This window comes from Mycobacteroides franklinii, assembly GCF_002013895.1.
GTDB lineage: Bacteria > Actinomycetota > Actinomycetes > Mycobacteriales > Mycobacteriaceae > Mycobacterium > Mycobacterium franklinii.
Window position 1 is genome coordinate 51,000 of the sequence record NZ_MAFQ01000013.1, and the last position, 22,892, is coordinate 73,891.

The following is a 22,892-nucleotide window of genomic DNA, read 5'->3' on the forward strand; positions in this document are numbered from 1 at the left end:
ATGGCCCGACGCGTTCGGCGGACCGATCAGTCCGATTCGACGGAGTCCTCGCTGCGACGCCGACGACGCAGCAGCAGGAGAGCAAGAATCGCGATCGCGGCGCCGACCGCGATCTTCAGGTTCGGGGCCTGCCGCCCCTGCTCGGGTGCGGGGCCGGGAATCGGCGGCGGGGCCGAGTCGACAGTCGACTTGGCCTGCGCGGCGGCCTCCCTGGCCGCGGCCGCGAGATCAGGCTGGGCAGGCTCTGGTGCGGGTGCCGGCTTGGGAGCTTCCGGCTTAGGCGCCGGTGCGACGGGCTTGGGTGCCGGAGCCTCGGCCACTGGCTGGGGTGTGGGGGCAGGTGCGACCTCAGGCTTGGGCGCCGCCGGCGCGGACTCCGCGGCCGGGGCAGCGGCCGGTGGCGTCGGTTTGGGGGCTTCGGCAGGTTTCGGAGCCTGCGCCGCCGGCGCCTTGGCGGGCTTCGGTGCCGCGGGCGGCTTGGGAGCCGGCTCGGCGCTGGATGCAGGTGTGGCCTTGGGCCCGGTCTTGGGTGGTGCCGATGAGCCGGCGGGTCGCTTGGCAGGAGCGCGCTTGGCGGCCGGACGCTTCGCGGCCTTCGCGGGCCGGGCCGGCGCCGCGGGCTGCGGTGCCTCGCCGCCGGCGGCCTTCTCCGGTGTCTGGTTGGGCTCGTTCGCCGAATTGTCCTGGTCCGCCATGCGCCTGCTCCTTCGCAAGTTTCGGTCGTCCTGGGTGTTCGTGGCTCGCTCTCGGCCACGATGGGCGGCTCACACCCGAATCTCTGCCGCCCCGCCGTTGTCCATCATGCCGTTACGACGCAAAAAGGCCAGTCGAGGCCCAACTACTTACGACTGACGGCGCTGAGTCCAGAACAGCGCGGCACCCACCGAGACCACCACAGCCACCACAAACGGCCACATGGGCAGGTCGCCGTCGGTGGGATTGGCAGACGGCGCCGGGGCCGAGGAAGGTGTTCCCGACGGCTGCTGCGAAACCGCAGGTGCGCCCGCCGACGCCGGGGTACCCGATCCAGTGATGGTGAACGGCCACGAGCCGTCGACCGGATGCCCGTCCTCCGAGATCACCCGATAATTCACCGTGTACTTCCCGGCGGGGGCATCGGGCTTCATCCCGACAGAAATCGATGCGCCCGAAATTACGGGGTCGCCTGACTGCCACTGGTCGGTCTTGCCCTCCGGGCCGATGACCGTCATCGCGGAAAAGCGCTTCTGCAGCGGCTCGTTGAAAGTGGCGCTGACCTGAACGGGAGGTCCGGACAGCACGGCGTTCTCGGCCGGATCCGAGGACACCTTGACCGCGTGCGCCGAGGCCACCCCGGGTAACGCCAGGCTCAGCGTCAACGCGATGAACGCCGACAAGAACACCGATACCGACTTCCGTGGAACTGCCATCACTGTTGTCTCCGCCTATTCGTCACAGCAAGCACGAGGGCGACGGCACCGAGGATCAACCCGATCCCGCCGAACCAGCGTGCCGTCTTGTCGGGGCGAGCGTCACTGTCCCCGGATTCATGGGTAGCCGATACCTGCGGCGCGTGCGCCGAGTGGCCGTCATGGTCGGCCTTGCCCTGCGTCAGGTCCAGGGCGGGCGCGGGGTACTCCGGCTCGGAGCCGCCCGGCTGGGCCTGCTGATCCCACTTGACCACTTGGCCGTCGGCATAGGTCTGTGTCGCCGGGAAGGTCACCGAATCCGTATCCGGGAGCTTGACACGCACCCGGAACACCGCGAACTGATCGGGCCCAATCCCATTGCCGGTCACGGCTTTCCATGTCACCGACTTCACCGTGCCCTTGGCGGCATCGCGGTCGACCGCGCTGGTCCAGCCGGGCAGCAGCTCGGTGCTCGCCGAGCCGACATTTGGCAACTGCACGGTCAGCTCGGTGGTCAGCGCCTTGGTCTCGGATTCGTTGGGAACCGAGAACTCCAATGTCGCGTAGCCGCCGCGAGCGGTGTTGTCGGTGGTCACACGCACGTGCGCGGACGCCGGAACGGCAAGCGCCACGAGAGCGGCGGCCGTAGCGGTGGAGACCGCGAGCAGCCGGGGAAACACGCGCATCGCTTACCTCACCCCAAGTCGTGCGAGCAGATCCGCGTCGATGCCGTCGAGTTCACGGGCAATGGCGGCATGCGCCGCGCGACGACGGGTCGGTGGCATATGTTCCGAAGCCCCGACGGCGGTACCCAACTCCTCCAGCCGCGCACGGACGGTCGCGGTGAATTTCTTGGTCTCGGCATCCTTGGGCGCGCGGTCCAGCACGGCCTGGAGCGACTGCTCGGCACCGGCGATACGGGCTGAAAGCTCCGCGCCGAACCCTGAGTACTGGCCGAGCTCGGCGAGCGGTATGCCGAGCCGGTCGGCGCGGCGTTGATCCAAAACACCACGGACCGCTATCGCCGCCTTGTACAGCAGCGGCAACAGCACCGGGGCCAGCAGCCGTACCACCGTCAGCGTGCGTTTGATGCGGGTGGGCGAGAGCAGCTTGCCTTCGCGAACCGCCTTGAGCTGGTCTTGGGCGATCAACCGCTGGGCCTTCAGCGTCGCCAGCTCGGTCTTGCGCGAGTCGCGCCTGGCGGCCGACTCCGATCGGGCTTGCATGTGCATCCGCCGCCGGTCGTTACGCGCCGCCAACCTGGCTTCGAGCTTGGCCTTCGCCTTCAGTGCCCGCGCCTCAGCGCGTTTCGTCGAGCGGCTCTTGCGGCTGGTGAGAAAACCCATCCCAGCGGCCTCCGTTCATCGCGTTGCGAGTGTGGCGCTAACCCTAGCGCGCCGATCCTCGTCGGCCCCGTGCGGATAGGACCTCGTATTCAGGTTGTCGTGATGTGCACTGCAAAGGTTCCCGGTGGCCCTCAGCGAAGTCCCGGGGTTGACGATTAGGGCGGTACAGGGGGAACAAGAGGTGAAAGGGCCCACATTTTGTGGTGGATATTTGACCTCCGAGCAAATTCCCGGCATGCTGTTCGCCGTGGGGCGACATCGAGCAAATTCGAGCAGGAGAAGCCAGCAGCTGAAGCGTGCCTCCGCGCGCGCGGCTGTGGTGACCCTGCTCAGCTCCGGGACGCTCATGGGGGGATTCGGCGTTTTCGCCGTCACGACTCCGGCTGCGGACGCAAAACCCGGCGGCGGATCGGGTGGCGATCATGACAACGACCACGGTCTAGGTGGCGCAATCCACAAGATCACCGGCGGATTGCTGGGCGGCGGTTCCGGTGGCGGCGGTGGCCCGGGCAGCGGTGGGACCCGCAACGCACCGTCGGCCCCGAGCTTCGGCAAGAGCCTGCACGGCGGCTCCGGGTCGGAAGCCGCCGCGGGTGGCGGCAGCAACGACTCCGCCAAGGGCGACAAGGACAAAGACAAGGGCCCCGGGGCAAGCGTCCCGAAGCCTGGATCTGTCGGCTCCAACGGTAAGACATCTGATAACGCGGCGGGCAGCGCCGGTTCGGGGACCAGTACACCCGGCACCCCAAGTGGCACTTCCGGCGGGGGAATCGGCGGTATCGGGGTAACCCTGCCGCACTCGGGTGGCGCCGCGGGTGTCCACACTCCGACCGCTGAAGGTGCCGCCACGGAAAGCTCCAGTGGCACAGGGACTCACACCGAAGAGCCCGGTCCGAAGGGCGCCCTCGGCTCGGTGGCCGGGGCGTTGTCGCCCAAGACTGAGACGGCCACGACGCCTAAGACAGAGACGGCGACCTCACCCCACACGTCGACCGCGCCGGGCGCGACCGCCGAAACGCCCGCCGCCGGCTCCACACACACCGAGCATGAGACGTCCTCCGAGGAGCCCAAGGTTCCCGGCGTCACCGTCAACATGGGTGGGCGCACCATCATCATCTGGAAGAAGAAGCCGAGCACCTCGACGCACACTCCGGGCGCGGGCAGCGGAACCACCCCGGAGCATGATTCCGACGGCGATCACGATCATGTGATCGGCCTGCCGGGATTCCCCAACATCGGTGGCGTCCCCAGCCCGAACGCTCCGTCCGGTGGTGCCGCCGGAACGCGGACTCCGGGAGGAAACCCCGGCATCCACACCGGTCCCATTGCTCCGCCCTCCCTCCCCACACCGAAGTCTCCCGCCGTTGCGATCGCGACGCCGCCCGCGCCGCCGGTCATCGCGCCGCTGGCGCCGGTCGTCCCTCCGACACCACCGGTGGTCACCATCAAGCAGGCCGAGGGCGGCCGCGGCGGCGACGCCGTGGTTACCGCGGGGGGCACCAAGCAGCCCGAGGCCGTCACCAAGCCGATCCAGCAGTTCGTCGCGGCCGAGACCATCGCACCCCGCACCGGGTACACCGACTACCTCCGTCTGACGAAGACATCCGAGATCGCCGCGGTGGCCATTCCGGGTGCCGCAGGCATCGCGATGATGACCTTCGTGGGAGCGGCCCTGGGATACCGGCAAGCCAAGGCCGGTCATACGGTGCGCGCATCCGCCGCCGCCCGCTTCCTGGAGTAAGGAAGAATCGATACAGCACCCCGTGAGGGGTCTGTCCGGGAAGGCACACCGTGAGGGGAGAGGCACATGGGCGCAGGCCGTCGTGTGACCGATGCCGTCAACGCTGTGCTCGATCTGGCTCCGCGTAAGGGTGAGGTGACGTTGACCGCCCTCGTCGAGGCGGTTGGCCGCGATCGGGACCGGTCCATCGAGATCATCTCCGCGGATCTGCCACCCGGTGTGTGCGGCCAATGGCGCCAGTACGAGAACGAAGACATCTTCATCATCCAGCGCGGCCTGCCCACCTGGGACCGTACGCTCGCTCATGAACTCGGCCACGTGGTGCTGCGCCATGAAGGCATTTCGGTAGTCGAAATGGCCAGGGATGAAGCGGAATTCGCCAGCGATGACCTGATCGCCTACATGCTCTCGCAGCGCACCGGATGCATGGGTGCCACCGGCATGGAGGCCGAACAGGAAGCCGAGGACTTCGCGGCGCTGCTGCTGTACCGGCTGGGGCGGCTGCCCTCCGATCGCGCGTCCATTGTTCAGGTGAGGCTCGGGGAGGCCTTTGGGTGATCGCCTGGGTGATTGCCGGGCTGCTGGGTATGGCGACGGGATTGCGCATCGGGTGGGTGCTCGTCCACAAACAATCCCCGGTGAGCACCGGAATGATCGTTGCGCTGGGAAGCCTGGCGCTGGTGTCGGCGCTGAACTGGGAGCCGCTGACGATTCTGGTGGACAGCTCGTTGGGCTGGCCCAACATCTCGGTGGCCTTGAGCCAAGCGGCATTGACGGCGTGTGCGGCGGGCAGCTGCGTGATGATCACGAGCATGTCCGCCAGCCGTACCGCGGCGGCCAACAAACGGTGGGCGCGCTGGCAGTACGTGGGGGCGGCGGTGATCGGCGGCGCCAGCCTGGCGGTGTTCTTCTGGCGCGGTCGGCAGCCCGAGATGACCCCGCGTGAATTCCTGAGGCGTGATCTCGGCGGATTCGCATCCGGCACGGCCTGGTTGGTCCCGATGTTGTATGTCGCGGTGGCGCTGTCGGTGGTGTTGTGGGCCGGAATGGCTTACTCGAACCGCACCCGGCGGGGCCGCGCCCTGTTCCTCTTCACTGTCGGCATCAGTCTGCTGGTGCTGGCGGTGTTGGTGGTCGCCGGTGTGGCGGTGGCCAACTCCGAGTACGTCACCATCGGCACCGCGGCCACACTGATCGGCTGCGCGATGGCCATGGTGGCGGTGGGGTCGCTGCTGCCGACCTTTGAGACCTGGCTGGTCGCTCGCCGCGAGATGTTCGTACTGGCTCCGTTGTACCGGGACCTCAAGAAGCGTCAGCCGGACGCCGCGATCGGAGTGCGGCCCCGGGGACCGCTGGCCTTCCAAGTGGCAGATCGCATGGCCTACATATCCGATGCGCTCTTCTTGGAGGCGATGCATGCGCAGGGACTGGACCCCGAATCGGAGGGCGAGAGCGATATCGAGCTCGGTGTGGAACCGGTGAAGCTCGATGTACTTCCGGCAGCTCAGGCTCACGCGGTAGTGAAATGGGTTCTCACTGAGGGTGATCCGACAGAGAACTTCCCAGGCCCAGAATGGCTGCACCAGCCTGAGGGATACTCCGATCGCGAGTGGATTCTCGAGATCGCTACCGAGTACCGCAGGCTGGTGCGTGCTGAACGTCGTTCTTAAGTTGTAAAGCCCCGTCCCCGTGCGTGTTCCCCGCCGGCTCGACGAGCGGTGAACGCCAAACTGACCGGTCCTTCCCCGAAGTGGACCGGTCAGACAAGCGGTGGACTAGCTGTCGAGACCCTCTTTACGACGGTATTCGTCGACGGTCTGCGTAATGCGATCCTGCGCTTCGACGGACAGCCCCACGGTGCGGGCCGCGATCCGGCGGACGCCTTCATCGCGCATGTTCGCGAGCCAGCTCAGTTCCTGGTCGAGCTTCTCGTAGTACTCGTCGTCGGTGAAGTACGCCGGCTTGATCCGGAAAAAGTTCGCGAGCGCCTTCATGGTCGCCGACGAAGGGTTGGTGCGGTTACCTGAGCGCAGCTGCGACAGGTACGGCGCGGACATCGTGATGCCCTCGGAACGCAGAGCCGCGATCACCTCGGCAGAGGTGTGGGGGCCGCGTCCGGGCGGATATACGGTGTCGAACAACCGATTCAGACGTGCGGTGAACGTGGTGCTCATCGAGCCTTACCTCCACAAACAGATAAAGTTGCTAATTCGGGGGACGTATTTGCTGCCCATCGTAACCTTAGTTTTGCCTGTAGCCAAGCGCAACCGTCAAGTTTGGCTACAGCAGGCATGGTGTTCGGTTATCCAAACCTGCTAGCTCGGGTACATCTGTGCAGCGTCCAATATTCAGGACGATCTGGGAATCTTCGTTCTCAGGCAAATGATTGATAAATCCCCAGGGCGACGGCGCGGGGGCCGCCGCCCGGGCCTCGCTGAGAGATCGCATTCGTTTCCTAAGTCTGTCGTGCCCAGTGCTCGGCTGTATAACCTGCTCAGTTGCTACTCGCACCAAGACCACGCGTTCTGCGCGCACGCCTCGCTGACCTGGCAGGATGTCACGCCCGTGACGATAACGGCAGCTAGCGATTCTGGCGTGAATCGCCGCGCATAGGTAACGTTTTAATAATGGAACGGTGACCGCAAGTGTGGCCTCCAACAGGGCATCACCTCTGACCAGCGGTAAATCGGCACTGATGGACTGTGAGGAAGATCACAGCAACCATCAAGCTTTGAGAGCTGCCACTGCCATCCGCGGCCGCGCGGGTGTGCCGATCAAGATCATCCAGAACCCGAAGATCGGGGTAAGTCCCGCCGATGTTCTGCGGCAGATGTGACGCAAGAGGCCCGTGCGGCGACGGTCATCAAGAACGGCACTCCCGTCAGCGCACACCGCGAGTGTGGTCGGGTCCGGTGGCGCACGGTTCTGTTGATGGTCGCTGGTGAGCGCCATCGTGATCGGCCACGTCCTACCCCCTTCGTGGATCAAGATCGACGAAGAAATGATCGCCAGGAGGAAAAAACGACTGATGCGGGCGGTCGCTGGTTTCCCGTCCTCGTTTGCGTCGCTCCTGCCCCCAGGCGGCTTGCGGTGGCGGGCGCGTGGCCATGTTCGAGCAAGGAGACATCGGCGAGGTGTCCGATGGCGCCGCCCGGGCGGCGGGCCACGGCGCGAAGACGGTGCGGGCCCTGCGAGAAATACGATGCCGAGGCTCGTGGCGGCTGGTTGCGCCAGGAACTTCTGGACGCTGCCGAGAGCTAGTGTCTGGGGAGTTGCTGGAGGGTGCCGAATCCGTTACGCGGCAAGCAGCATTGCCAGCACAGCCGTGTCGGGATCGCTGATGGGATCGATGCCTACCCGACTCACCACCGAAGTGACGGTTCCGTCTGACTCGGCCTCTACCCATGCGGCCCGATGCTCAAGACCGAGGTGTGGCAACCCGGGCAGAAGGAGGCAACCCGACGCCGCGCCAAGGCATTCCGGCAGTGTGGGGTTGGTCTCCGAGGGCGGATGGAGCATGAGCAGCGCCGGTGGCTGATGCTCTGCGAAATGGCCAGGCGCGACAGCGGATTCGCCAAGGACCGTTCCCTCGGCGATGACCAGCCCAACCATGCCGGGTGTCGGGTCGTCGGGCAGGTCTTCGCGTGCACCAAAAATCGTTGTGGTGGAAAGCAATCCGGGCAATGTGGCGATGCGCACCGTCACGATCAGCAGCTGCATCCATTCTTTGGTGGAGTCGGGCCAGCGGCCGCACACCACAAACCCCCGCAGCGATCCGCCCGCATGAAAGGGCGCGATCTCGATCGGCCGATCGGAACTGGTCGCCATATCTGCCTCCGCGACATCACAATCCATATTGCGCGACGCTGCTGATTCCAGAATTACCATGCGCGGAAGCACCCCGCAATCGCTAGCGGACACGCCGAAAACACACTTGGGCCCCGGATTCGTAACGAATCCGGGGCCCAAGCGAAAGCGAGATCAGCCGAAGATGAGACCCGACGTCTTGGTGGTGGCCGCTGCGTAGCGGTCCTGCACGTCGGCCCAGTTGACCACGTTCCAGAACGCCTTGACGTAATCCGCCTTGACGTTCTTGTACTGCAGGTAGAAGGCGTGCTCCCACATGTCCACCTGGAGCAGCGGGATGATGCCCAGAGGAACATTGGCCTGCTGGTCATACAGCTGGAAGGTCAGCAGCTTCTGTCCGAGGCTGTCGTAGCCGAGCACGGCCCAGCCCGATCCCTGCAGGCCGTTGGCTGCGGCGGTGAACTGCGCCTGGAACTTGTCGAACGAGCCGAACTGATCGTCGATGGCGGCGGCCAGATCACCGGTGGGCTTGTCGCCACCGTTGGGGGACAGGTTCTTCCACCAGATCGAGTGGTTCACGTGCCCACCGAGGTGGAATGCCAGGTTCTTCTCGTTGAGGAAGATCGCCGCGTGGTCGCCCTTTTCGCGGGCCTCTTCCAGCTTGGCGACCGCGGAATTGACGCCCGCCACGTAGGCCGCGTGGTGCTTACTGTGGTGCAGCTCGTTGATCTGTCCCGAGATGTGGGGCTCCAGCGCTCCGTAGTCGTAGTCCAAATCGGGCAGTGTGTACTCAGCCACGAGATTCCTTTCCGCTTGCGTCGTAATCGCTCGTATCTGCGTTATGTGCAGAACTATTCAACAGAAGGCGCGGCTCAACCTGTTCCCACCGGAGTGCCGGCCTACCGATTCAACCCTGCTCTATTGCGCCCTAGGCCGCAAGGACTGGGGAAGGGCACGCACGTCCCGGATGTGGCTACCGAACGGGTGAGCCGCAGGTGTGCGCGGTCGACTGTCGGTCAGACGAGAATGAGAAACGCGAGGCCGGCCGCGAGGATGAGAGCGATGATGAGAGCGCGGAACGCTGCGACACGGTACGAGGTGTTGTAGCAGCGGGGAGTCAACTGCCAGCCGGAAGTGGACATCGGTTCTTGTCCTGCCGACTGTGCTGTCATCGCCGCCCTCCTGCCATTCATTGCAAGTACCGTCACGGTGAGATGAGTCACAGCATCACTCGTGTGACGGTCATCATAACTCCAAATCGTGGTGCGCGAAAATTCACCCAGCGTGTACCTGGAAACCCCAGCTAGACCAGCAAATTGAGGGCACCCGGCGGCGTATCATCAAAGGCATGGCTTCTTGGGTGGATAACGTTCGCGATCAGATCCTGGGACGACTCGAAGACGGGGTTAAGCCGGGAAAGTCGGCAATCGTGGAGGAGGGCGCGGCCCTGCCCGGCCGTGCTACCCCGATTCGGATAACCGGCACTCATTTCGTCAACGGTCACACCACGGTGCCGCCGTTCCCCGAGGGGCTCGAGCTCGCCGTGTTCGGGGAAGGTTGCTTCTGGGGTGCGGAGCGCGGCTTCTGGAAGCTTCCGGGCGTCTATTCCACCGCAGTGGGATACGCCGGAGGATACACGCCCAACCCCACGTATGAAGAGGTGTGCTCGGGACGGACCGGCCATGCCGAGGTCGTGCTGGTGGCATTCGACCCCCGTGAAGTGACTTACGAACAACTGCTGGTGCAGTTCTGGGAGAGTCACGACCCGACCCAGGGCATGCGGCAGGGCAACGACCGCGGATCCCAGTACCGCTCGGTCATCTACACCACCGGCGAGGGTCAGGCGGCGCATGCCGCGGAGAGTGCCGCTCGGTATGCGGTCGCCCTAGCCGGCGCTGGGTACGGGGAGGTCACCACCGAGATCGCTCCGCTGGACGGGCCCGTCGGGCATACGTCGCGGACCTTTTTCTATGCCGAGGAGTATCACCAGCAGTACCTGGCCAAGAACCCGAACGGGTACTGCGGACTTGGTGGAACTTCGGTTTCCTGCCCCATCGGCCTGGATGTGCCACCCGGCAGTGCGGCACAGGCGTGAGCTATCCCACGGACGCGGCAATGAATTCGCTAACCCTGCACAGGCAGTGCTACGGTTCCCCGTCGCGAGCCCCGCTGAGCCTCTTGATGAAGTCCTGGCCAGCGCAAATGCAAATGAGCAACCTGTGGTTTGTGGATCAACCTGTGGATAGTGTGGATAAGCCGACATTGCTGTGGTGTGCGTCACACTGCGAAAAGTTGCGGGCGCCGCAGGTGTCATACCGATCGAGCGACAGGAATGAACGATGAGCTTCCCTTCGGGCGATGAGGTTCCACAGGTCGGCATCGACGAGATCTCGGCGGCGCTGGACCTTGGTGTCAAGTTGCTTGACGTTCGTGAAGACGATGAGTGGGCGGCCGGACACATCGAGGGCGCGCAACATATACCGCTCGGTGATGTGCCGTCCCGGATGGATGAGCTCGATCCCGACGCGCCGCTGTGGGTGATCTGCCACGCGGGCGGACGTTCTCAGCGCGCCGCGGCGTACCTGAACCGCAATGGTTTCGACGTCAGCAACGTCTCTGGCGGCATGCTGGCCTGGGTTCAGGCTGGTAAGCCAACCGTCAGCTGAGCTCCTGGCGACCGACCTCGTCGGTTGGTGTCGATGCCCCACTCGCTGCGAGGTGCGCCCTCAGGCCGTTACGCTGGACGAATGATCCAGGTGTGCTCCCGCTGCGGTACTCAGTGGAACGTGCGTGAGCAGCGTCGATACTGGTGCCCACGGTGTCGAGGCACCCTGCTGGAGCCGGGTATGACCGCCCCGCCGCGCCCCGCGGCGCCGATGCCGCGCCCACCCGCCGGGGCCCCGCCCTCCGGAGGTAAGTACTGGGTTCCACCGACGCAGCAGGGTCCTGTGGCAACTCCTGCGGGGCGTCCTGCGGCCCGTCCGACACGGCTCCCCGCGGGATATCGGTGGATTGCCGTGCGCCCCGGCTCGCCCCCGAAAACGGCGCGCCGCCCGCGGCCGCTCGGTCCGACGCCGCGCTACGCGTACATCCCTCGGTGGGGTCTGGTCGACCACATCGACCCGTCGGGATCGTCACGCCAAGGGATAGCCGGGGGCGGTGTCCCCAGCCGGGTGCTCGAACGGCTCCTGCTCGCCACAATCATCACCCTGGCAATCACTTCGTGTGCGCATTTTCTTCGATATGCGTTGATGGTTTATAACCGCGGAGCCCTGATTCCGCGGTTCATCGCCAGCACGTCGAATGGGCTAGTGCTCGTCAGCGTCGCGCTCGCCTTCGCCGTCATGGTGGCCACCGCATGGTTCCTTACCGAATGGATGATCGCGCGACGCGCCGAAACCTACCGTGACCTGGGATTCGAGGATCCGCGCGCTCGGTGGGAGATTCGGGTGGGCTGCCTGCTTCCCATCGTGAACATCGTGGGCGTGCCTCTGTTACTCCTGGAGCTCGCCAAGATCGAGAACCGGTGGTACCGGCAGTACCGAAACATCCTGTGGTGGTCGGGACTCTGGGCCGCGACGTGGCTCTTGGTCCTGGTGACATGGGTGTCTCGCGACGCGGTGACGGTGCAAGGCGTAGCGGACAACGCGCTGTTCACGGCCATCGACTACGCGGCCGCGGCGGCCGCGGTCTGGTCGCTGCGCCGGGTGTACGAAGGCTTCACTGCGCCCGAAGGACATCGCCGCGCGGTGCGCTGGTTGGCGGTGGAATCCCTCCAGGGGCCGGTGCCCGTCGATGCCGACCGCCCGGATGTTCCGCCGACACGCGACAACAATTCCGCTGCTGCGGTTGAACCGGTGGGCCAGGAACCGGCAGCATTGGAGCGTGACCGAGTCGTCGGAGCCTGGTGATGGTGAGGCCAATGCGTGGGGAGCCGACGATATAGACGGCATAGGCGAGGTCCCCGCCTCCGGGCGGGACCCACAGCATCCGTTCGTCGTCGCGCACCGGGGCGCGTCGGCGGACCGGCCCGAGCACACCCTTGCCGCCTACGAGCTCGCTCTCGAAGAGGGCGCCGATGGGGTGGAATGCGATGTCCGCCTGACTCGGGACGGACAACTAGTCTGCGTTCACGATCGCCGAGTGGATCGCACCTCGAACGGAACCGGGCTGGTCAGCGAGATGACACTGAGCCAGCTGCGCGCCCTGGATTTCGGCAGCTGGCATCCCGGCGGCGCGGAGGCGTCATCGGGCACAGGACTGCTGACGCTTGAGGAATTGGTTTCGCTGGTACTCGACTGGAACCGGCCGGTGAAACTGTTCATCGAAACCAAGCATCCGGTCCGGTATGGATCGCTGGTCGAAAACAAAGTGCTCGCGCTGCTGCACCGGTTCGGGATTGCCGCCCCCGCGTCCGCCGACATGTCGCGCGCGGTGGTCATGTCGTTCTCGGCTGCCGCGGTATGGCGCATCCGCCGGGCGGCACCCATGCTGCCGACAGTGCTGCTGGGCGAGACGTCCCGATACCTCGGCGGCAGTGCGGCGACCACCGTCGGGGCCACCGCGGTGGGACCGTCCATCGCGACCCTGCGTGAGCATCCGGAACTGGTGGACAGGGCGGCGGCTCAGGGACGGGCGACATACTGCTGGACCGTCGACCACTACGAGGATGTCGAGTTCTGCCGGAGCATCGGCGTCGCCTGGATCGCTACCAACCACCCCGGCCGAACCAAATCCTGGCTGCAGCGGGGACTTACCGGCACCACGTTGTAGCCGGATCTCTCGTGCAATCGCAGTAGTGGCGGGGTCTCCTGCGCGCAGATAGTCACGCCTGTGGCCGGGGCGCACGCACGGTCGTGGATCTTTTCGATCGGCCAAGGGTCTCTTCGATTCGGGAGATTGCGCCGGGCCGCCGGTGATGTGCTCTACGCGGCAAAACGCGATCGCCGCAACGGTTTCCGCGCTACCGCTCAACTCAGGTACGTGACGGGGAGCGTTGCGGTGAGGAATCTGCGGGCATCGAACTCGTCGACATAGGCAGCCAGTGCGCCGTTCGTCCGCAAACCATAGCGATCTGCCAGTTCCCGCCCTGTGGTGGTCTGTGCCAGCCAGCCGTGCCCCGACAGCCATTCGCTGGATCGTGTCCGCTCCTCATAGCCACGTGTCAGCTCCGAAGCGTTGAACGCCTCGGCGGCGAGGGCGTCACGTACATCCGCCCAGGACTGGCCGGACGGGGAGATCCCGTCGGTGTCGGTCGCGATGGTGCTGCCCAGCGCCGACATCTCGATGATCCGCTCAAAGAGCGCGTCATGACTCGGGCCGGGCAGGTGGGAGATGAGAGCCTCCGCGAGCCAGGCGGTGGGCAGGTCGGGATCGAAACCAGCCGCCGTCAAGTCGGACTGCCACGGCCCACTGAGGAATGTGGCGACCTGTCGTCGTTCGGTTCGCGGTATCGCCCCCACCGACGTGAGCACACTGGCCTTGAACTCGAGTAACTCCGGGTAATCGATCTCGAAGACCGTGATGCCGTCGGGCCAATCCAGTCGGTAGGCGCGGGTGTCCAATCCGCCGGCCAGGAGCACCACCTGGGTGGCACCGGATTGGGCCGCGGCCAGCAGGGCATCGTCGTAGTGGCGTGTCATCACCGCGCGGCACCGGGCGAGGAAGAGTGTGCGTTCGGTTGCGGCACCGGTGGGCGGATGCGCCCGGGCCGTCTCCAGCAGCGCAAGCGCATAGGGATCATCAGACTTCAGCACCAAGCCTTCGGCGAAGGTGTCGATGAACAGCGGTTCGGCGCGATCCGACTCGATCGCCCGGGACGCTGTCAACGTCAGTTGAATTTGCCTACCGCGGAACAACGTTTGCACCGCCTTTCGCCGCGCCGTCACCGAGCGATGTTCTCTGCATCCCATGAAAGATTATCGGAAAGCAACCGGGCAAACGTGTGGGTTCACGGCCGGAAATGCAAGATGTCCCTCACCGCGGCGATGAGCCGAGGTGAGGGACATCTTGTTGGGGTGCCTAGAGCGCGCCGCCCGCGGCCGGAGGTGCGGTGGCGTCGCTTGACTCAACGGAGATCTCGCGTGCCACGAACTCTTCGAGGTCGAAGTAGTTATCGCCGGCACGCTCGGCAACAGTGAGCAGCGTGTCCATGAGTGCGACCTCTTCCACCTGCTCCTTGAGGAACCACTGCATGAACTGCTCGCCGATGTAGTCGCCCTCGTCCCGGGCGGTGCGTGCGAGCTCGGTGACCTGTTCGGTGACCGTCTGCTCCTGGGCCAGCGCCAGCGCCAGCGGCTCGCGCGGTGCCGTGAACCCGTTGATCACCGCGCCCACGGGAGGAATCTCGACGGAGACGCGCCGGTCGATGAGGTACCGCACGATCATCATGGCGTGGTTCCGTTCCTCGACTGCCTGCTTGTAGAAGTGTGCGGCGAGCTGAGGAAGGTCGGCGTCATCGAAATACGCGGCAATTGCAATGTATTGCTGAGACGCGGTGAACTCGTGACCGATCTGGTCGTGGAGGAGTGCGTTGAATTTCGTCTTGGGGGTGTCGGTCGCGGACATGAAATCGACAATAGGCCAGGTCAGAGGCCTTGTCACCCAAGGTCAACCTTAATGAGGTTATGTTCACCTAAGTAAATGGCGCATATTACGTAAGCTAATTGGCCAATTCTTAACTTAGCCAAAGTTAATCCATCCCCATGGCAATTGAGAATCGCCATGCGCAGAATTGATTAGGGTGCTTCCCCGGCCGCCCGCGGTGCCGTCGGATCCTGGCCGACTGGACGATTGAGCTCGCGCTCCACAAAGTTCTCCAGATCGAACAGATCATGATCGGCGCGGTCGACGACCGTCAACAGCGTGTCCATGGTGGCGACCTCTTCCACCTGTTCCTTGAGGAACCATTGCATGAACTGCTCGCCGTAGTAGTCGCCCGATGAGCGCGCCGCGCGAGCGAGCGCGGTGATCTGATCGGTGACGCGCTTCTCTTGTTCGAGGGCAAGGGCGATGGGTTCGCGCGCATCGGCGAACCCATTGATGACCGGATCGACTCCAGGGATGGTGACGGCGACGTTCTTGTCGATGAGGTACCGGATGATCATCATCGCGTGCGTGCGCTCCTCGACCGCCTGCGCGTAGAACCGTTTGGCCAGCTGCGGCAGATCGGCATCGTCGTAGTAGACGGCGATCGCGATGTACTGCTGGGATGCCGTGAACTCGTTGCGGATCTGGTCGTGCAACAGTTCGAGGAACGGTGAAGACGCGCGCACGTGCGGATCGGTGGTAGCCACACCGAAAAGCCTAGTGCGTCAGGGAGTCGTTGTGGCCGGCTCAGGCAAGAGGTCGGCGGGAACTTGTTGGCCCGAGCGCAGAGCCTCGAAAAGCCGGGCCGAGGCGTCCTGATCCCAGGTGACGATGTCGCCCGCCCAGTTTGAGGAGAACGACCCGATGGGCATTGTCATATTCTGCACGGAACCCGCTAGGGCCCAGCCCAATTGGGCCAGGTTCCAGCTGTGGTCACCTTCGGCGATGGTGATGGCGTCGGCGGTGGACGTGGCGATGGGATACCAGCGGAATGGGTTGGCCCACACCGCCGGACTACTCATCCGGTGGAACAGCGCGGTCATGAAGGTGCGCTGATGTGTCATGCGATCCAGATCTGCGCGCGGCGTGGCACGGCTACGCACATAGCCAAGTGCGCTGGGCCCGTTGAGTATCTGGCATCCCGGCGCCAAATCGACACCGGCCAGCGGATCGTCGATGGGCTCGTCGAGGCACAGGGAAACGCCACTGATCGCATCGACGACGGAGGCGAACCCGCTGAACCCGATTTCCGCGTAGTGGTCTATGCGCAGGCCCGTGGCCTGCTCGACGGTCTGGGTGAGCAGTGCCGCACCGCCCAGCGAGAACGCGGCATTGAGTTTGTTGCTGCCGTTTCCGGGGATGGGGATGTATGAGTCGCGGGGAAGCGACACCATGGTGGCCGCCCCACCGTCGTAGAACGCGGGTATGTGCACCAACAGGATGGTGTCGGTACGGCCGTCACCGATGTCTCCGCCGGTAGCCAGCTCGGCTTCCTGATCCGGAGTGAGGCCCTGACGGCTGTCCGAGCCGACGAGTAGCCAGTTGGTCCCGCTGCCTACCGGGGGGCGATCCGGGTAGTCGTTGAGTGCGTTGACGTGATGTAACCGCCCGTCGAGCCAGAAGGCGGTGCCGATGATGGTGCAAAACCCGAGCAGGACAAGGGTCATCGCGAGGACGAAGGTGCGCCGTATCCATGCGCCCCAGCGCCTCTTACGTGTGGGGCGTGCGGGCGTCGGGGGTGCGGGCGGAGCGGCTGGTCGGCGCGGTCGCGGGTCACGTGAAGACGGTCGCGGCGGCGGTGGCGGCTGCGCGCGGCGGGGTGGTGGCGGACCCGGCCGCCGCGGTGGATTGCCGGGTGGCGGGGGTGGAGGTTGGGGATGCCGACGGATGACTTGGCTGTCCTCCCGTCGGTGGGGGCGCCGACCACGGAAGGGGATGGTGGGCTCGGTCATCGTGCGCGTCCCATGAGATGAGGCTAACGGAGCCAGCCAAGGTGATCCCGGAGCAACGCGAACCCTACGAAGGCCACGGTGTCGATGACGCCATGGGCGACGACCAGGGGCCATAGCCTTCCGCTGCGGTGCCACACGTATCCGAAGACCAGACCCATTGCCAGGTTTCCGATACCGGCCGAGACTCCCTGATACAGGTGGTAGCAACCACGCAGCAGCGCAGAGGACGCGATGGCGGCCGCCGTTCCGTAACCCAGCTGGCGCAGGCGGGTCTGTAGGTAGGCGACGACCACCACCTCCTCGGCCCAGCCATTCGCGAACGCGGACAGCACCAGCACCGGTATGCGCCACCAGGTGTCATCGAGGGAGGCGGGAATGACTTGGGCGCTCATGCCGGTCCAGCGTGCGCCCACATATAGGGCCAGGCCGGGAAGCCCGATGAGCGCGGCCAACCCGAGCGCGCCCAGGCCGTCGCCCCGCCAGCGCCAGCGGCCGAGCCCGATCGAGGAGGGGCCGAATCCACTGCGCCACAGCAGGTAGACCGCAAGTGCTCCCCAGGCAACCAGCCGCGTGATCGACACCAGGTTCAATCCCAGGTCGATCAGGCTGAACTCGGCGCGGCGAGGATTCAGGGCGACGGTTTGGCCGGACAATCCCGCCAGTACAGCCGAGGTGAACTGCAGGATGGCGCTGAGTGCGCTCATCCCGAAGCTGATGGCGAGCACAATTCCGATCTCGATACGGATTGTGCGTGCTGACATGTCCGATTCCGCCACGGCGCTCATTCTGGCTGGTATTGGTGGAAGGGTGTCCGATGTGGTGAGCACTCTGCGCTATGTGGCATCGCCCGATGGCGTCCGGTTGAGCCTGACCGTGTCCGGAGAAGGGCCGCCGCTCGTGATGGTGCACGGAGCGATGGATTCGGGGGCGAGCTGGTCCGATGTCGCCGCAGAGCTGCAGCACGACTTCACCTGTTTTCTCGTCGACCGGCGAGGCCACGGCGCCAGTACTGACGCGCAGGAACACAGCCTGGCGCGAGAGGCGGACGACGTGATCGCGGTCGCCGCGGAGGTCGGTCCCAATGCGGTGATACTCGGCCATTCCTTCGGTGCCGTTGTCGTCCTGGAGGCGTTGCGTCGCGGACTTGATGTGGCATCCGTCGTGCTGTACGAGCCGCCACTGCCGGTTTCGGACTCCGTAGCGGCAGCGAATCGGAGTGGAAGTGAGGCGGTCAGGGCGCGTTCGGCGACAGTGTCGCGTGAGTTCGAGGCGCTGGATCGTTGTGTAGAGCTCCTCGGGGAGTACGCCCGCTCGGTCATCCCGATGCTGCTGCTCGAGGGGGCGAACTCGCCGCCTCAGTTCCGGGAGCCGGTGGGTTATCTGGCTCGTCGCGTGCCCGGCGTGCGGGTGAAAGAGCTTGACGGACAGGATCATTTCGCACACCGCGACGCTCCGGTGATGTTCGCGCGGGTGCTCCGCGAGCTGTTGCTCGGTTAGATCTTGCGGGCGCGCAACCCGTTGAGGAATGGGCAGCCGGCCAGGATGCGCAGCGCCTGGCTTAGCCCCGCGGTGTCGTTGACGGGCTCGTTGAACGGTAGCCGTACGTCGTGGTCGCCCTCGTTGCCTTCCACTCGCAGCTGGATGCCGTAACGGTCGATGCCGAGCAGACGTACCTCGCCGTGCTGCAGATTCAGGGGCAGACGACGGGCCAAGCGTTCGACGAGATCCCGGTGGTCGTGGTCGATATGCGACAGCCATCCGGCCTCGAGTGTGCAGAAGGGGTCCGGCCGCGCGCCGAGCAGCGCCGAGACGTCGACCGATTCGGCACCCGTGGAGTCGGCGACGACGACGGACTCCACCGCCAGGCACAGCAGTATTGAGCCCGGCTGCGTGCGCAGCCGCATATCGGTGCGGATATCCAGGAGCGCCGGGTTGGGTATCCGGCTGGCGATGACATCGACAATGCCGCGCGCCTCCCGATCGGAGGCGGACACCACATTGCCGCGCACCCAGACCAGAGACCTGACCGGCTCGCGCAACGGAAGGGGAGCCTGATCGGTCAATTCCAGCAGCGCGGGCATTCCGGATGAGCCGGCCGCGACCACCGTGGCCGCAATGGCGCTATCCGAGGGGACTGCGACGGCGAAGGTGCCGTCGTCGAACAAATGGTGCAGTGAGGTGCCGACGACATCTGCTCCGGCGATGGCGAGGGTCGAGCTGGCGGCCCGTGCGCAAGCCGATCGCACGCGCTCGGCGGTGGTAGGCGGTGCTGCGGTCATGGCGACCCTCTTCCTGACGAACCTAGCGAACTGAGGTAAGCCTAAGTTAACAACGGACCGTGGAGAGTGCAAGGGACACCCGTGCCATCGCCTGTGTCGAGGGTTCGCCCAGTGGCCGAGCGCCTAAGGTTTGAAGTGTGCAGCGCATCACTTATCTGGGGCCGCAAGGCACGTTCTCCGAGGCCGCACTGATCAAGCTGCGCGCGACGGGACGCATCCCCGGTTCGCCGGACGTGGAGCCGGTCTCGGTCTCCAGCGCGCGAGACGCGTTGGTACAGGTACAGGGCGGGGACGCCGCCTACGCGTGTGTGCCGATCGAGAGTTCACTGGAAGGTCCGGTGGTGCCGACACTGGACACCCTGGCGGTCGGTACGCCGCTGCAGATTTTCGCCGAGACGGTGTTGCCGGTGTCGTTCACCATCGCGGTGCGACCGGGCACCACCGCCGGGGATGTGAAGACCGTCGCCGGCTTCCCGATTGCCGCCGCACAGGTGCGGGAATGGTTGGCCGAGAACTTGCCGGACGCGGAGCTGGTGGCCGCGAACTCGAATGCGGCGGCAGCCGAGGACGTGAAGGCCGAGCGGGCCGATGCCGGGGTGTGCACGGAGTGGGCCGCCGAACGCTTGGGGCTGCATGCCCTGGCCAGCGGCGTCGTCGACGAAGCCCATGCGCACACGCGTTTTGTGCTGGTGGGGCGGCCAGCGCCGCCGCCCGCGGCCACCGGCTCAGATCGCACCTCGGTGGTCCTGGGGCTCGGGAATGTGCCCGGTGCACTGGCCGCCGCCATGAACGAGTTCGCGATCCGGGACATCGACCTGACGCGCATTGAGTCCCGGCCCACTCGTACGGGCCTGGGTACCTACCGGTTTTTTCTGGACTGCGTGGGCCATATCGACGACATCGCCGTCGGCGAGGCACTCAAGGGCCTGCATCGTCGTTGTGAGGATGTGCGGTATTTGGGATCGTGGCCGAGAGGGACCACAGCAGCCGCCGGCGCCAATCCGCCGGTGTTGGACGAGGCGTCGGGATGGCTCGCCGAGACACGGGAAGGGAAGCTGCGATGAGTGGGCGCCTTGTCTTGGTCCGGCACGGGCAGTCCTACGGAAACGTTGAACGTCGACTGGACACCAAACCACCGGGCGCGGCGCTGACCGAACTCGGATTGCAGCAGGCGCGCCTGTTCGCCAAGCGGTATGAGGAGCATGCGCCGGCGGTCCTGGTGCATTCGGTGGCGGTGCGCGCCGTGCAGACAGCCACGAAAATCGCCGAACACCTTGGCCTGCAAGCAGAACAGATCGAAGGCCTGCATGAGGTTCAGGCCGGCGAGCTGGAGGACCACACCGATCTAGAGTCGTTCGCCGTCTTTGATCGCACATATGAGCGTTGGCATTTCGGAGATCTCGACGCCCGGATGCCCGGCGGAGAATCGGCGCAGGACGTGTTCGACAGGTATCTACCCGCGGTCGCCGAGCTGCGGCTACGGCACTTGGAGAACGATGCGTCGACCGGTGATGTGGTGATCGTGAGTCACGGGGCGGCGATTCGTCTGGTGGCCGCGACCCTTGCCGGGGTGGATCCGGGCTTTGCGGTGAACCGTCACCTGGGCAACGCGGAAGCCGTTGTGCTGGCGCCGATTACCGACGGACGGTGGAGTTGCGTGCATTGGGGAGATGCGGCAGCGCCGTTCCCGCACCAGGAGGCCGCTAGCGCTGAGGAGCTGGCGCAGTCGGCCGATCCGATGGGTTAGACCGCCAGCTGAATTTCGCCCGCGCAATCGCATTGTGCAGCAATGCAATCGATCACCAGGCTGTGACGCAGCAGGTACTGACCGTCGCAGTCACGGTCCGTGCACTCGGCATGATGCGAGGAATGCACGATCAGTGTGCCGTGACAGTGGTCGATATCTCGGATGCAATCACGGCATGCCACACCGCAGCTGATGGCGTGCCGCCAGTCCGGTGTTTTCTTCATACAAATGTTGTAACACCGGATGCCGACAAGTCCGCGTAACCGCGCGGGGTCTGGCCTTATCTTTTGGCTTCCGCGTCACTTGCGGCGCAGGCGTGCACCAAGGTTGGTCTTGGCCAGGTCGATGAGCTCGTCGCCACGCCCGGACAGCAGGGTTCGGGTGGCCCACAGTGAGAATCCCGCGACTTGTGCGGCGGTGATGGTCGGTGGAATCGACAGTTCTTGACGGGCGGTGACCACCTCCACGAGTACGGGCCCCGGGTGGCTGAACGCTTCCGATAACGCAGCATCCAGCTGATCCGGGCGTTCGACCCGGATGCCGTGGATCCCGAGTGCCTTCGCGACGTCGGCGAACACCGGATTATCCAGGGCTGTACCGTAATTCACGATGCCTGCCGCCTTCATCTCCAGCTCCACAAAGCTGAGCGCGCCGTTGTTGAAGACGATCATCTTGACGGGCAGCCGCGACTGGGTCAGCGTGATGAGATCCCCCAGCATCATCGTCAGCCCGCCGTCGCCGGAAAGGGTGACAATTTGGCGGTCACGATGAGACGCCTGTGCGCCGATTGCCTGCGGCACCGCATTGGCCATGCTGCCGTGATTGAACGAGCCGAGTAGGCGACGGCTGCCATTCATCGACAGGTATCGCGCTGCCCAGATGACGGGGGTGCCGACATCGGCGATGAAGACGGCATCATCAGCCGCCAACTCGTTGATGCTGCGGGCGACGAGTTCCGGGCGCACCGGTGTTTGATTGCGGTCGTCCACCGCCAATCGGTCGAGCTGAGCCCGGGTGCGCGTGTAGTTCTCCCGCGCACGATCCAGATGCCTGCTGTCCGAATGCGGTGGCAAGACCGAGTTGAGGTGCTGAAGAGTCTCTTTCACCGCACCGACGAGAGGGACGTCGACCCGAACACGCCGACCGATGTGCTCGCCGCGGATATCGAGCTGGATGACGGTGGCCTTCGGCGGATAAAACTGGCGATACGGGAAATCGGTCCCGAGCATGAGCAGCACGTCGGTGTCTTCGAGGGCGTCGTACCCGGAGCGAAATCCGAGTAGGCCCGTCATCCCGACGTCGTACGGGTTGTCATGCTCGACGAATTCCTTGCCGCGCAAGGTATGCACGATGGGCGCCTGCAGGATGCGCGCGGCGGCCAGCAGCTCCTCGTGTGCTCCCTCGCATCCCGCTCCGGCCAGAATGGTGACTGCGTTTGATCCGTTCAGCACCTGTACTGCGCGCTCCAGGGAGGCTGTATCGGGTAGCCGGGTGCCGATGCCGGCCACGATGGGGGCTGATGGAGGCGCTACATCCGTCTTGGCGCTGAGGATGTCGCCGGGGATTGTCAGGACTGCCACACCGCGTTGGTCGAGGGCGGCGCGGATGGCGATGTCGAGGACGTACGGCAACTGTTCGACGCTGCTGACCAACTCGCTGTACACGCTGCATTCGGAGAACAGGTCCTGCGGGTGGGTCTCCTGGAAGTAGCCACTGCCGATCTCGGCACTGGGGATGTGCGATGCGATCGCGAGCACGGGGACCCGGCTGCGATGGGCATCGAAGAGGCCGTTGATGAGGTGCAGGTTCCCGGGGCCGCAGCTGGCGGCGCAGACCGCGAGGTTTCCGGTCAGAGCCGCCTCGGCCCCGGCCGCGAATGCAGCGGACTCCTCGTGTCGTACGTGGACCCACTCCACGGTGCCATCGCGACGAAGTGCCTCGGTGAAGCCGTTCAGGGAGTCGCCGGGCAATCCATAAATACGTTGAACACCAACAGCTTTGACTGTTTCGAGGATGAGCTGAGAGACGGTGCGTGCCATGGTGT

Annotated in this window: 27 protein-coding genes; 11 read left to right on the forward strand and 16 right to left on the reverse strand. The window is 65.2% G+C overall.

Annotation, left to right across the window (positions count from 1 at the left end):
* Nucleotides 1–26: 26 nt before the first annotated feature.
* From B4393_RS21075 to B4393_RS21090, 4 genes are all read right to left on the reverse strand, one after another.
* Entirely contained in the window at nt 27–695 is a 669-nt protein-coding gene (locus B4393_RS21075; protein ID WP_078335747.1) for a hypothetical protein, read from the reverse strand.
* Between the two features lie 147 nt (nt 696–842).
* Nucleotides 843–1,409, reverse strand: a complete 567-nt coding sequence (locus B4393_RS21080; protein ID WP_078335748.1) for a copper resistance CopC family protein — start codon at nt 1,407–1,409, stop codon at nt 843–845.
* Complete coding sequence (locus B4393_RS21085; protein WP_070937584.1) at nt 1,409–2,074, reverse strand: YcnI family copper-binding membrane protein; 666 nt, start codon at nt 2,072–2,074, stop codon at nt 1,409–1,411. The genes B4393_RS21080 and B4393_RS21085 overlap by 1 nt, the downstream gene beginning before the upstream one ends.
* 3 nt (nt 2,075–2,077) lie before the next feature.
* The gene (locus B4393_RS21090) at nt 2,078–2,734 is read right to left on the reverse strand and encodes a DUF6474 family protein (RefSeq protein WP_078282096.1); all 657 of its coding nucleotides are present in this window, start codon (nt 2,732–2,734) and stop codon (nt 2,078–2,080) included.
* A gap of 316 nt (nt 2,735–3,050) precedes the next feature.
* On the opposite strand from B4393_RS21090, the gene B4393_RS21095 reads away from it, so the two are divergent.
* The 3 genes from B4393_RS21095 to B4393_RS21105 all read left to right on the forward strand — a co-directional run bounded on the left by B4393_RS21095 (nt 3,051) and on the right by B4393_RS21105 (nt 6,145).
* On the forward strand, nt 3,051–4,475 hold the full coding sequence (locus B4393_RS21095) for a hypothetical protein (RefSeq protein ID WP_078335809.1): 1,425 nt from the start codon (nt 3,051–3,053) through the stop codon (nt 4,473–4,475).
* A gap of 66 nt (nt 4,476–4,541) precedes the next feature.
* On the forward strand, nt 4,542–5,033 hold the full coding sequence (locus B4393_RS21100) for an ImmA/IrrE family metallo-endopeptidase (RefSeq protein ID WP_005062809.1): 492 nt from the start codon (nt 4,542–4,544) through the stop codon (nt 5,031–5,033).
* Complete coding sequence (locus B4393_RS21105; protein ID WP_078335749.1) at nt 5,030–6,145, forward strand: hypothetical protein; 1,116 nt, start codon at nt 5,030–5,032, stop codon at nt 6,143–6,145. Before B4393_RS21100 ends, B4393_RS21105 begins: the two co-directional genes overlap by 4 nt.
* A gap of 105 nt (nt 6,146–6,250) precedes the next feature.
* On the opposite strand, the gene B4393_RS21110 is transcribed toward B4393_RS21105, so the two are convergent.
* The 4 genes from B4393_RS21110 to B4393_RS27310 form a co-directional block, all read right to left on the reverse strand.
* Nucleotides 6,251–6,649 (reverse strand): transcriptional regulator, encoded by a 399-nt coding sequence (locus tag B4393_RS21110; protein ID WP_078282094.1) that lies wholly within the window; start codon nt 6,647–6,649, stop codon nt 6,251–6,253.
* A gap of 1,120 nt (nt 6,650–7,769) precedes the next feature.
* Nucleotides 7,770–8,303 (reverse strand): peptidase, encoded by a 534-nt coding sequence (locus B4393_RS21115; RefSeq protein WP_078335810.1) that lies wholly within the window; start codon nt 8,301–8,303, stop codon nt 7,770–7,772.
* Nucleotides 8,304–8,456: 153 nt separating this feature from the next.
* Nucleotides 8,457–9,080 (reverse strand): superoxide dismutase, encoded by a 624-nt coding sequence (locus tag B4393_RS21120; RefSeq protein ID WP_070937580.1) that lies wholly within the window; start codon nt 9,078–9,080, stop codon nt 8,457–8,459.
* Between the two features lie 218 nt (nt 9,081–9,298).
* The gene (locus B4393_RS27310; RefSeq protein ID WP_109420686.1) at nt 9,299–9,454 is read right to left on the reverse strand and encodes a hypothetical protein; all 156 of its coding nucleotides are present in this window, start codon (nt 9,452–9,454) and stop codon (nt 9,299–9,301) included.
* 188 nt (nt 9,455–9,642) lie between these two features.
* On the opposite strand from B4393_RS27310, the gene msrA reads away from it, so the two are divergent.
* The 4 genes from msrA (at nt 9,643) to B4393_RS21140 (ending at nt 13,055) form a co-directional block, all read left to right on the forward strand.
* Complete coding sequence (msrA, locus tag B4393_RS21125; protein WP_078335811.1) at nt 9,643–10,377, forward strand: peptide-methionine (S)-S-oxide reductase MsrA; 735 nt, start codon at nt 9,643–9,645, stop codon at nt 10,375–10,377.
* Nucleotides 10,378–10,621: 244 nt separating this feature from the next.
* Nucleotides 10,622–10,948: a rhodanese-like domain-containing protein gene (locus B4393_RS21130; protein WP_078335750.1), complete on the forward strand. Its 327-nt coding sequence runs from the start codon at nt 10,622–10,624 to the stop codon at nt 10,946–10,948.
* A gap of 180 nt (nt 10,949–11,128) precedes the next feature.
* Entirely contained in the window at nt 11,129–12,193 is a 1,065-nt protein-coding gene (locus B4393_RS27970; protein ID WP_236743205.1) for a DUF4328 domain-containing protein, read from the forward strand.
* A complete protein-coding gene (locus B4393_RS21140) occupies nt 12,168–13,055 on the forward strand; it encodes a glycerophosphodiester phosphodiesterase (RefSeq protein ID WP_191987006.1) in 888 nt (295 codons plus the stop codon). The genes B4393_RS27970 and B4393_RS21140 overlap by 26 nt, the downstream gene beginning before the upstream one ends.
* Nucleotides 13,056–13,252: 197 nt before the next feature.
* On the opposite strand, the gene B4393_RS21145 is transcribed toward B4393_RS21140, so the two are convergent.
* From B4393_RS21145 to B4393_RS21160, 4 genes are all read right to left on the reverse strand, one after another.
* The gene (locus tag B4393_RS21145; RefSeq protein ID WP_078335751.1) at nt 13,253–14,170 is read right to left on the reverse strand and encodes an SAM-dependent methyltransferase; all 918 of its coding nucleotides are present in this window, start codon (nt 14,168–14,170) and stop codon (nt 13,253–13,255) included.
* A 133-nt stretch (nt 14,171–14,303) separates the two neighbouring features.
* Nucleotides 14,304–14,849 (reverse strand): ferritin, encoded by a 546-nt coding sequence (locus B4393_RS21150; RefSeq protein ID WP_078335752.1) that lies wholly within the window; start codon nt 14,847–14,849, stop codon nt 14,304–14,306.
* A gap of 170 nt (nt 14,850–15,019) precedes the next feature.
* Entirely contained in the window at nt 15,020–15,577 is a 558-nt protein-coding gene (locus B4393_RS21155; protein WP_078335753.1) for a ferritin, read from the reverse strand.
* Nucleotides 15,578–15,595: 18 nt separating this feature from the next.
* Nucleotides 15,596–16,537 carry an LCP family protein gene (locus B4393_RS21160; protein WP_078335754.1) on the reverse strand — a complete coding sequence of 314 codons (942 nt, stop codon included), beginning with the start codon at nt 16,535–16,537 and terminating at the stop codon, nt 15,596–15,598.
* Nucleotides 16,538–16,593: 56 nt separating this feature from the next.
* On the opposite strand from B4393_RS21160, the gene B4393_RS27605 reads away from it, so the two are divergent.
* On the forward strand, nt 16,594–16,761 hold the full coding sequence (locus B4393_RS27605) for a hypothetical protein (protein WP_157901303.1): 168 nt from the start codon (nt 16,594–16,596) through the stop codon (nt 16,759–16,761).
* Between the two features lie 84 nt (nt 16,762–16,845).
* On the opposite strand, the gene B4393_RS21165 is transcribed toward B4393_RS27605, so the two are convergent.
* Entirely contained in the window at nt 16,846–17,607 is a 762-nt protein-coding gene (locus B4393_RS21165) for a CPBP family intramembrane glutamic endopeptidase (RefSeq protein ID WP_078335755.1), read from the reverse strand.
* A gap of 22 nt (nt 17,608–17,629) precedes the next feature.
* On the opposite strand from B4393_RS21165, the gene B4393_RS21170 reads away from it, so the two are divergent.
* Entirely contained in the window at nt 17,630–18,319 is a 690-nt protein-coding gene (locus B4393_RS21170; protein ID WP_078335814.1) for an alpha/beta fold hydrolase, read from the forward strand.
* Here B4393_RS21170 and B4393_RS21175 read toward each other — a convergent pair.
* Complete coding sequence (locus tag B4393_RS21175; protein ID WP_078335756.1) at nt 18,316–19,101, reverse strand: DUF2470 domain-containing protein; 786 nt, start codon at nt 19,099–19,101, stop codon at nt 18,316–18,318. The two genes, B4393_RS21170 and B4393_RS21175, sit on opposite strands and share 4 nt — an antisense overlap.
* A gap of 137 nt (nt 19,102–19,238) precedes the next feature.
* Here B4393_RS21175 and pheA point away from each other — a divergent pair, with 137 nt between their 5' ends.
* Both pheA and B4393_RS21185 read left to right on the forward strand, forming a co-directional pair.
* A complete protein-coding gene (pheA, locus tag B4393_RS21180) occupies nt 19,239–20,165 on the forward strand; it encodes a prephenate dehydratase (protein WP_078335757.1) in 927 nt (308 codons plus the stop codon).
* On the forward strand, nt 20,162–20,848 hold the full coding sequence (locus tag B4393_RS21185; protein ID WP_078335758.1) for a histidine phosphatase family protein: 687 nt from the start codon (nt 20,162–20,164) through the stop codon (nt 20,846–20,848). Before pheA ends, B4393_RS21185 begins: the two co-directional genes overlap by 4 nt.
* On the opposite strand, the gene B4393_RS21190 is transcribed toward B4393_RS21185, so the two are convergent.
* On the reverse strand, nt 20,845–21,072 hold the full coding sequence (locus B4393_RS21190) for a hypothetical protein (protein WP_078335759.1): 228 nt from the start codon (nt 21,070–21,072) through the stop codon (nt 20,845–20,847). The two genes, B4393_RS21185 and B4393_RS21190, sit on opposite strands and share 4 nt — an antisense overlap.
* A gap of 75 nt (nt 21,073–21,147) precedes the next feature.
* On the reverse strand, nt 21,148–22,887 hold the full coding sequence (gene poxB, locus B4393_RS21195; protein WP_078335760.1) for a ubiquinone-dependent pyruvate dehydrogenase: 1,740 nt from the start codon (nt 22,885–22,887) through the stop codon (nt 21,148–21,150).
* Nucleotides 22,888–22,892 lie beyond the last annotated feature (5 nt).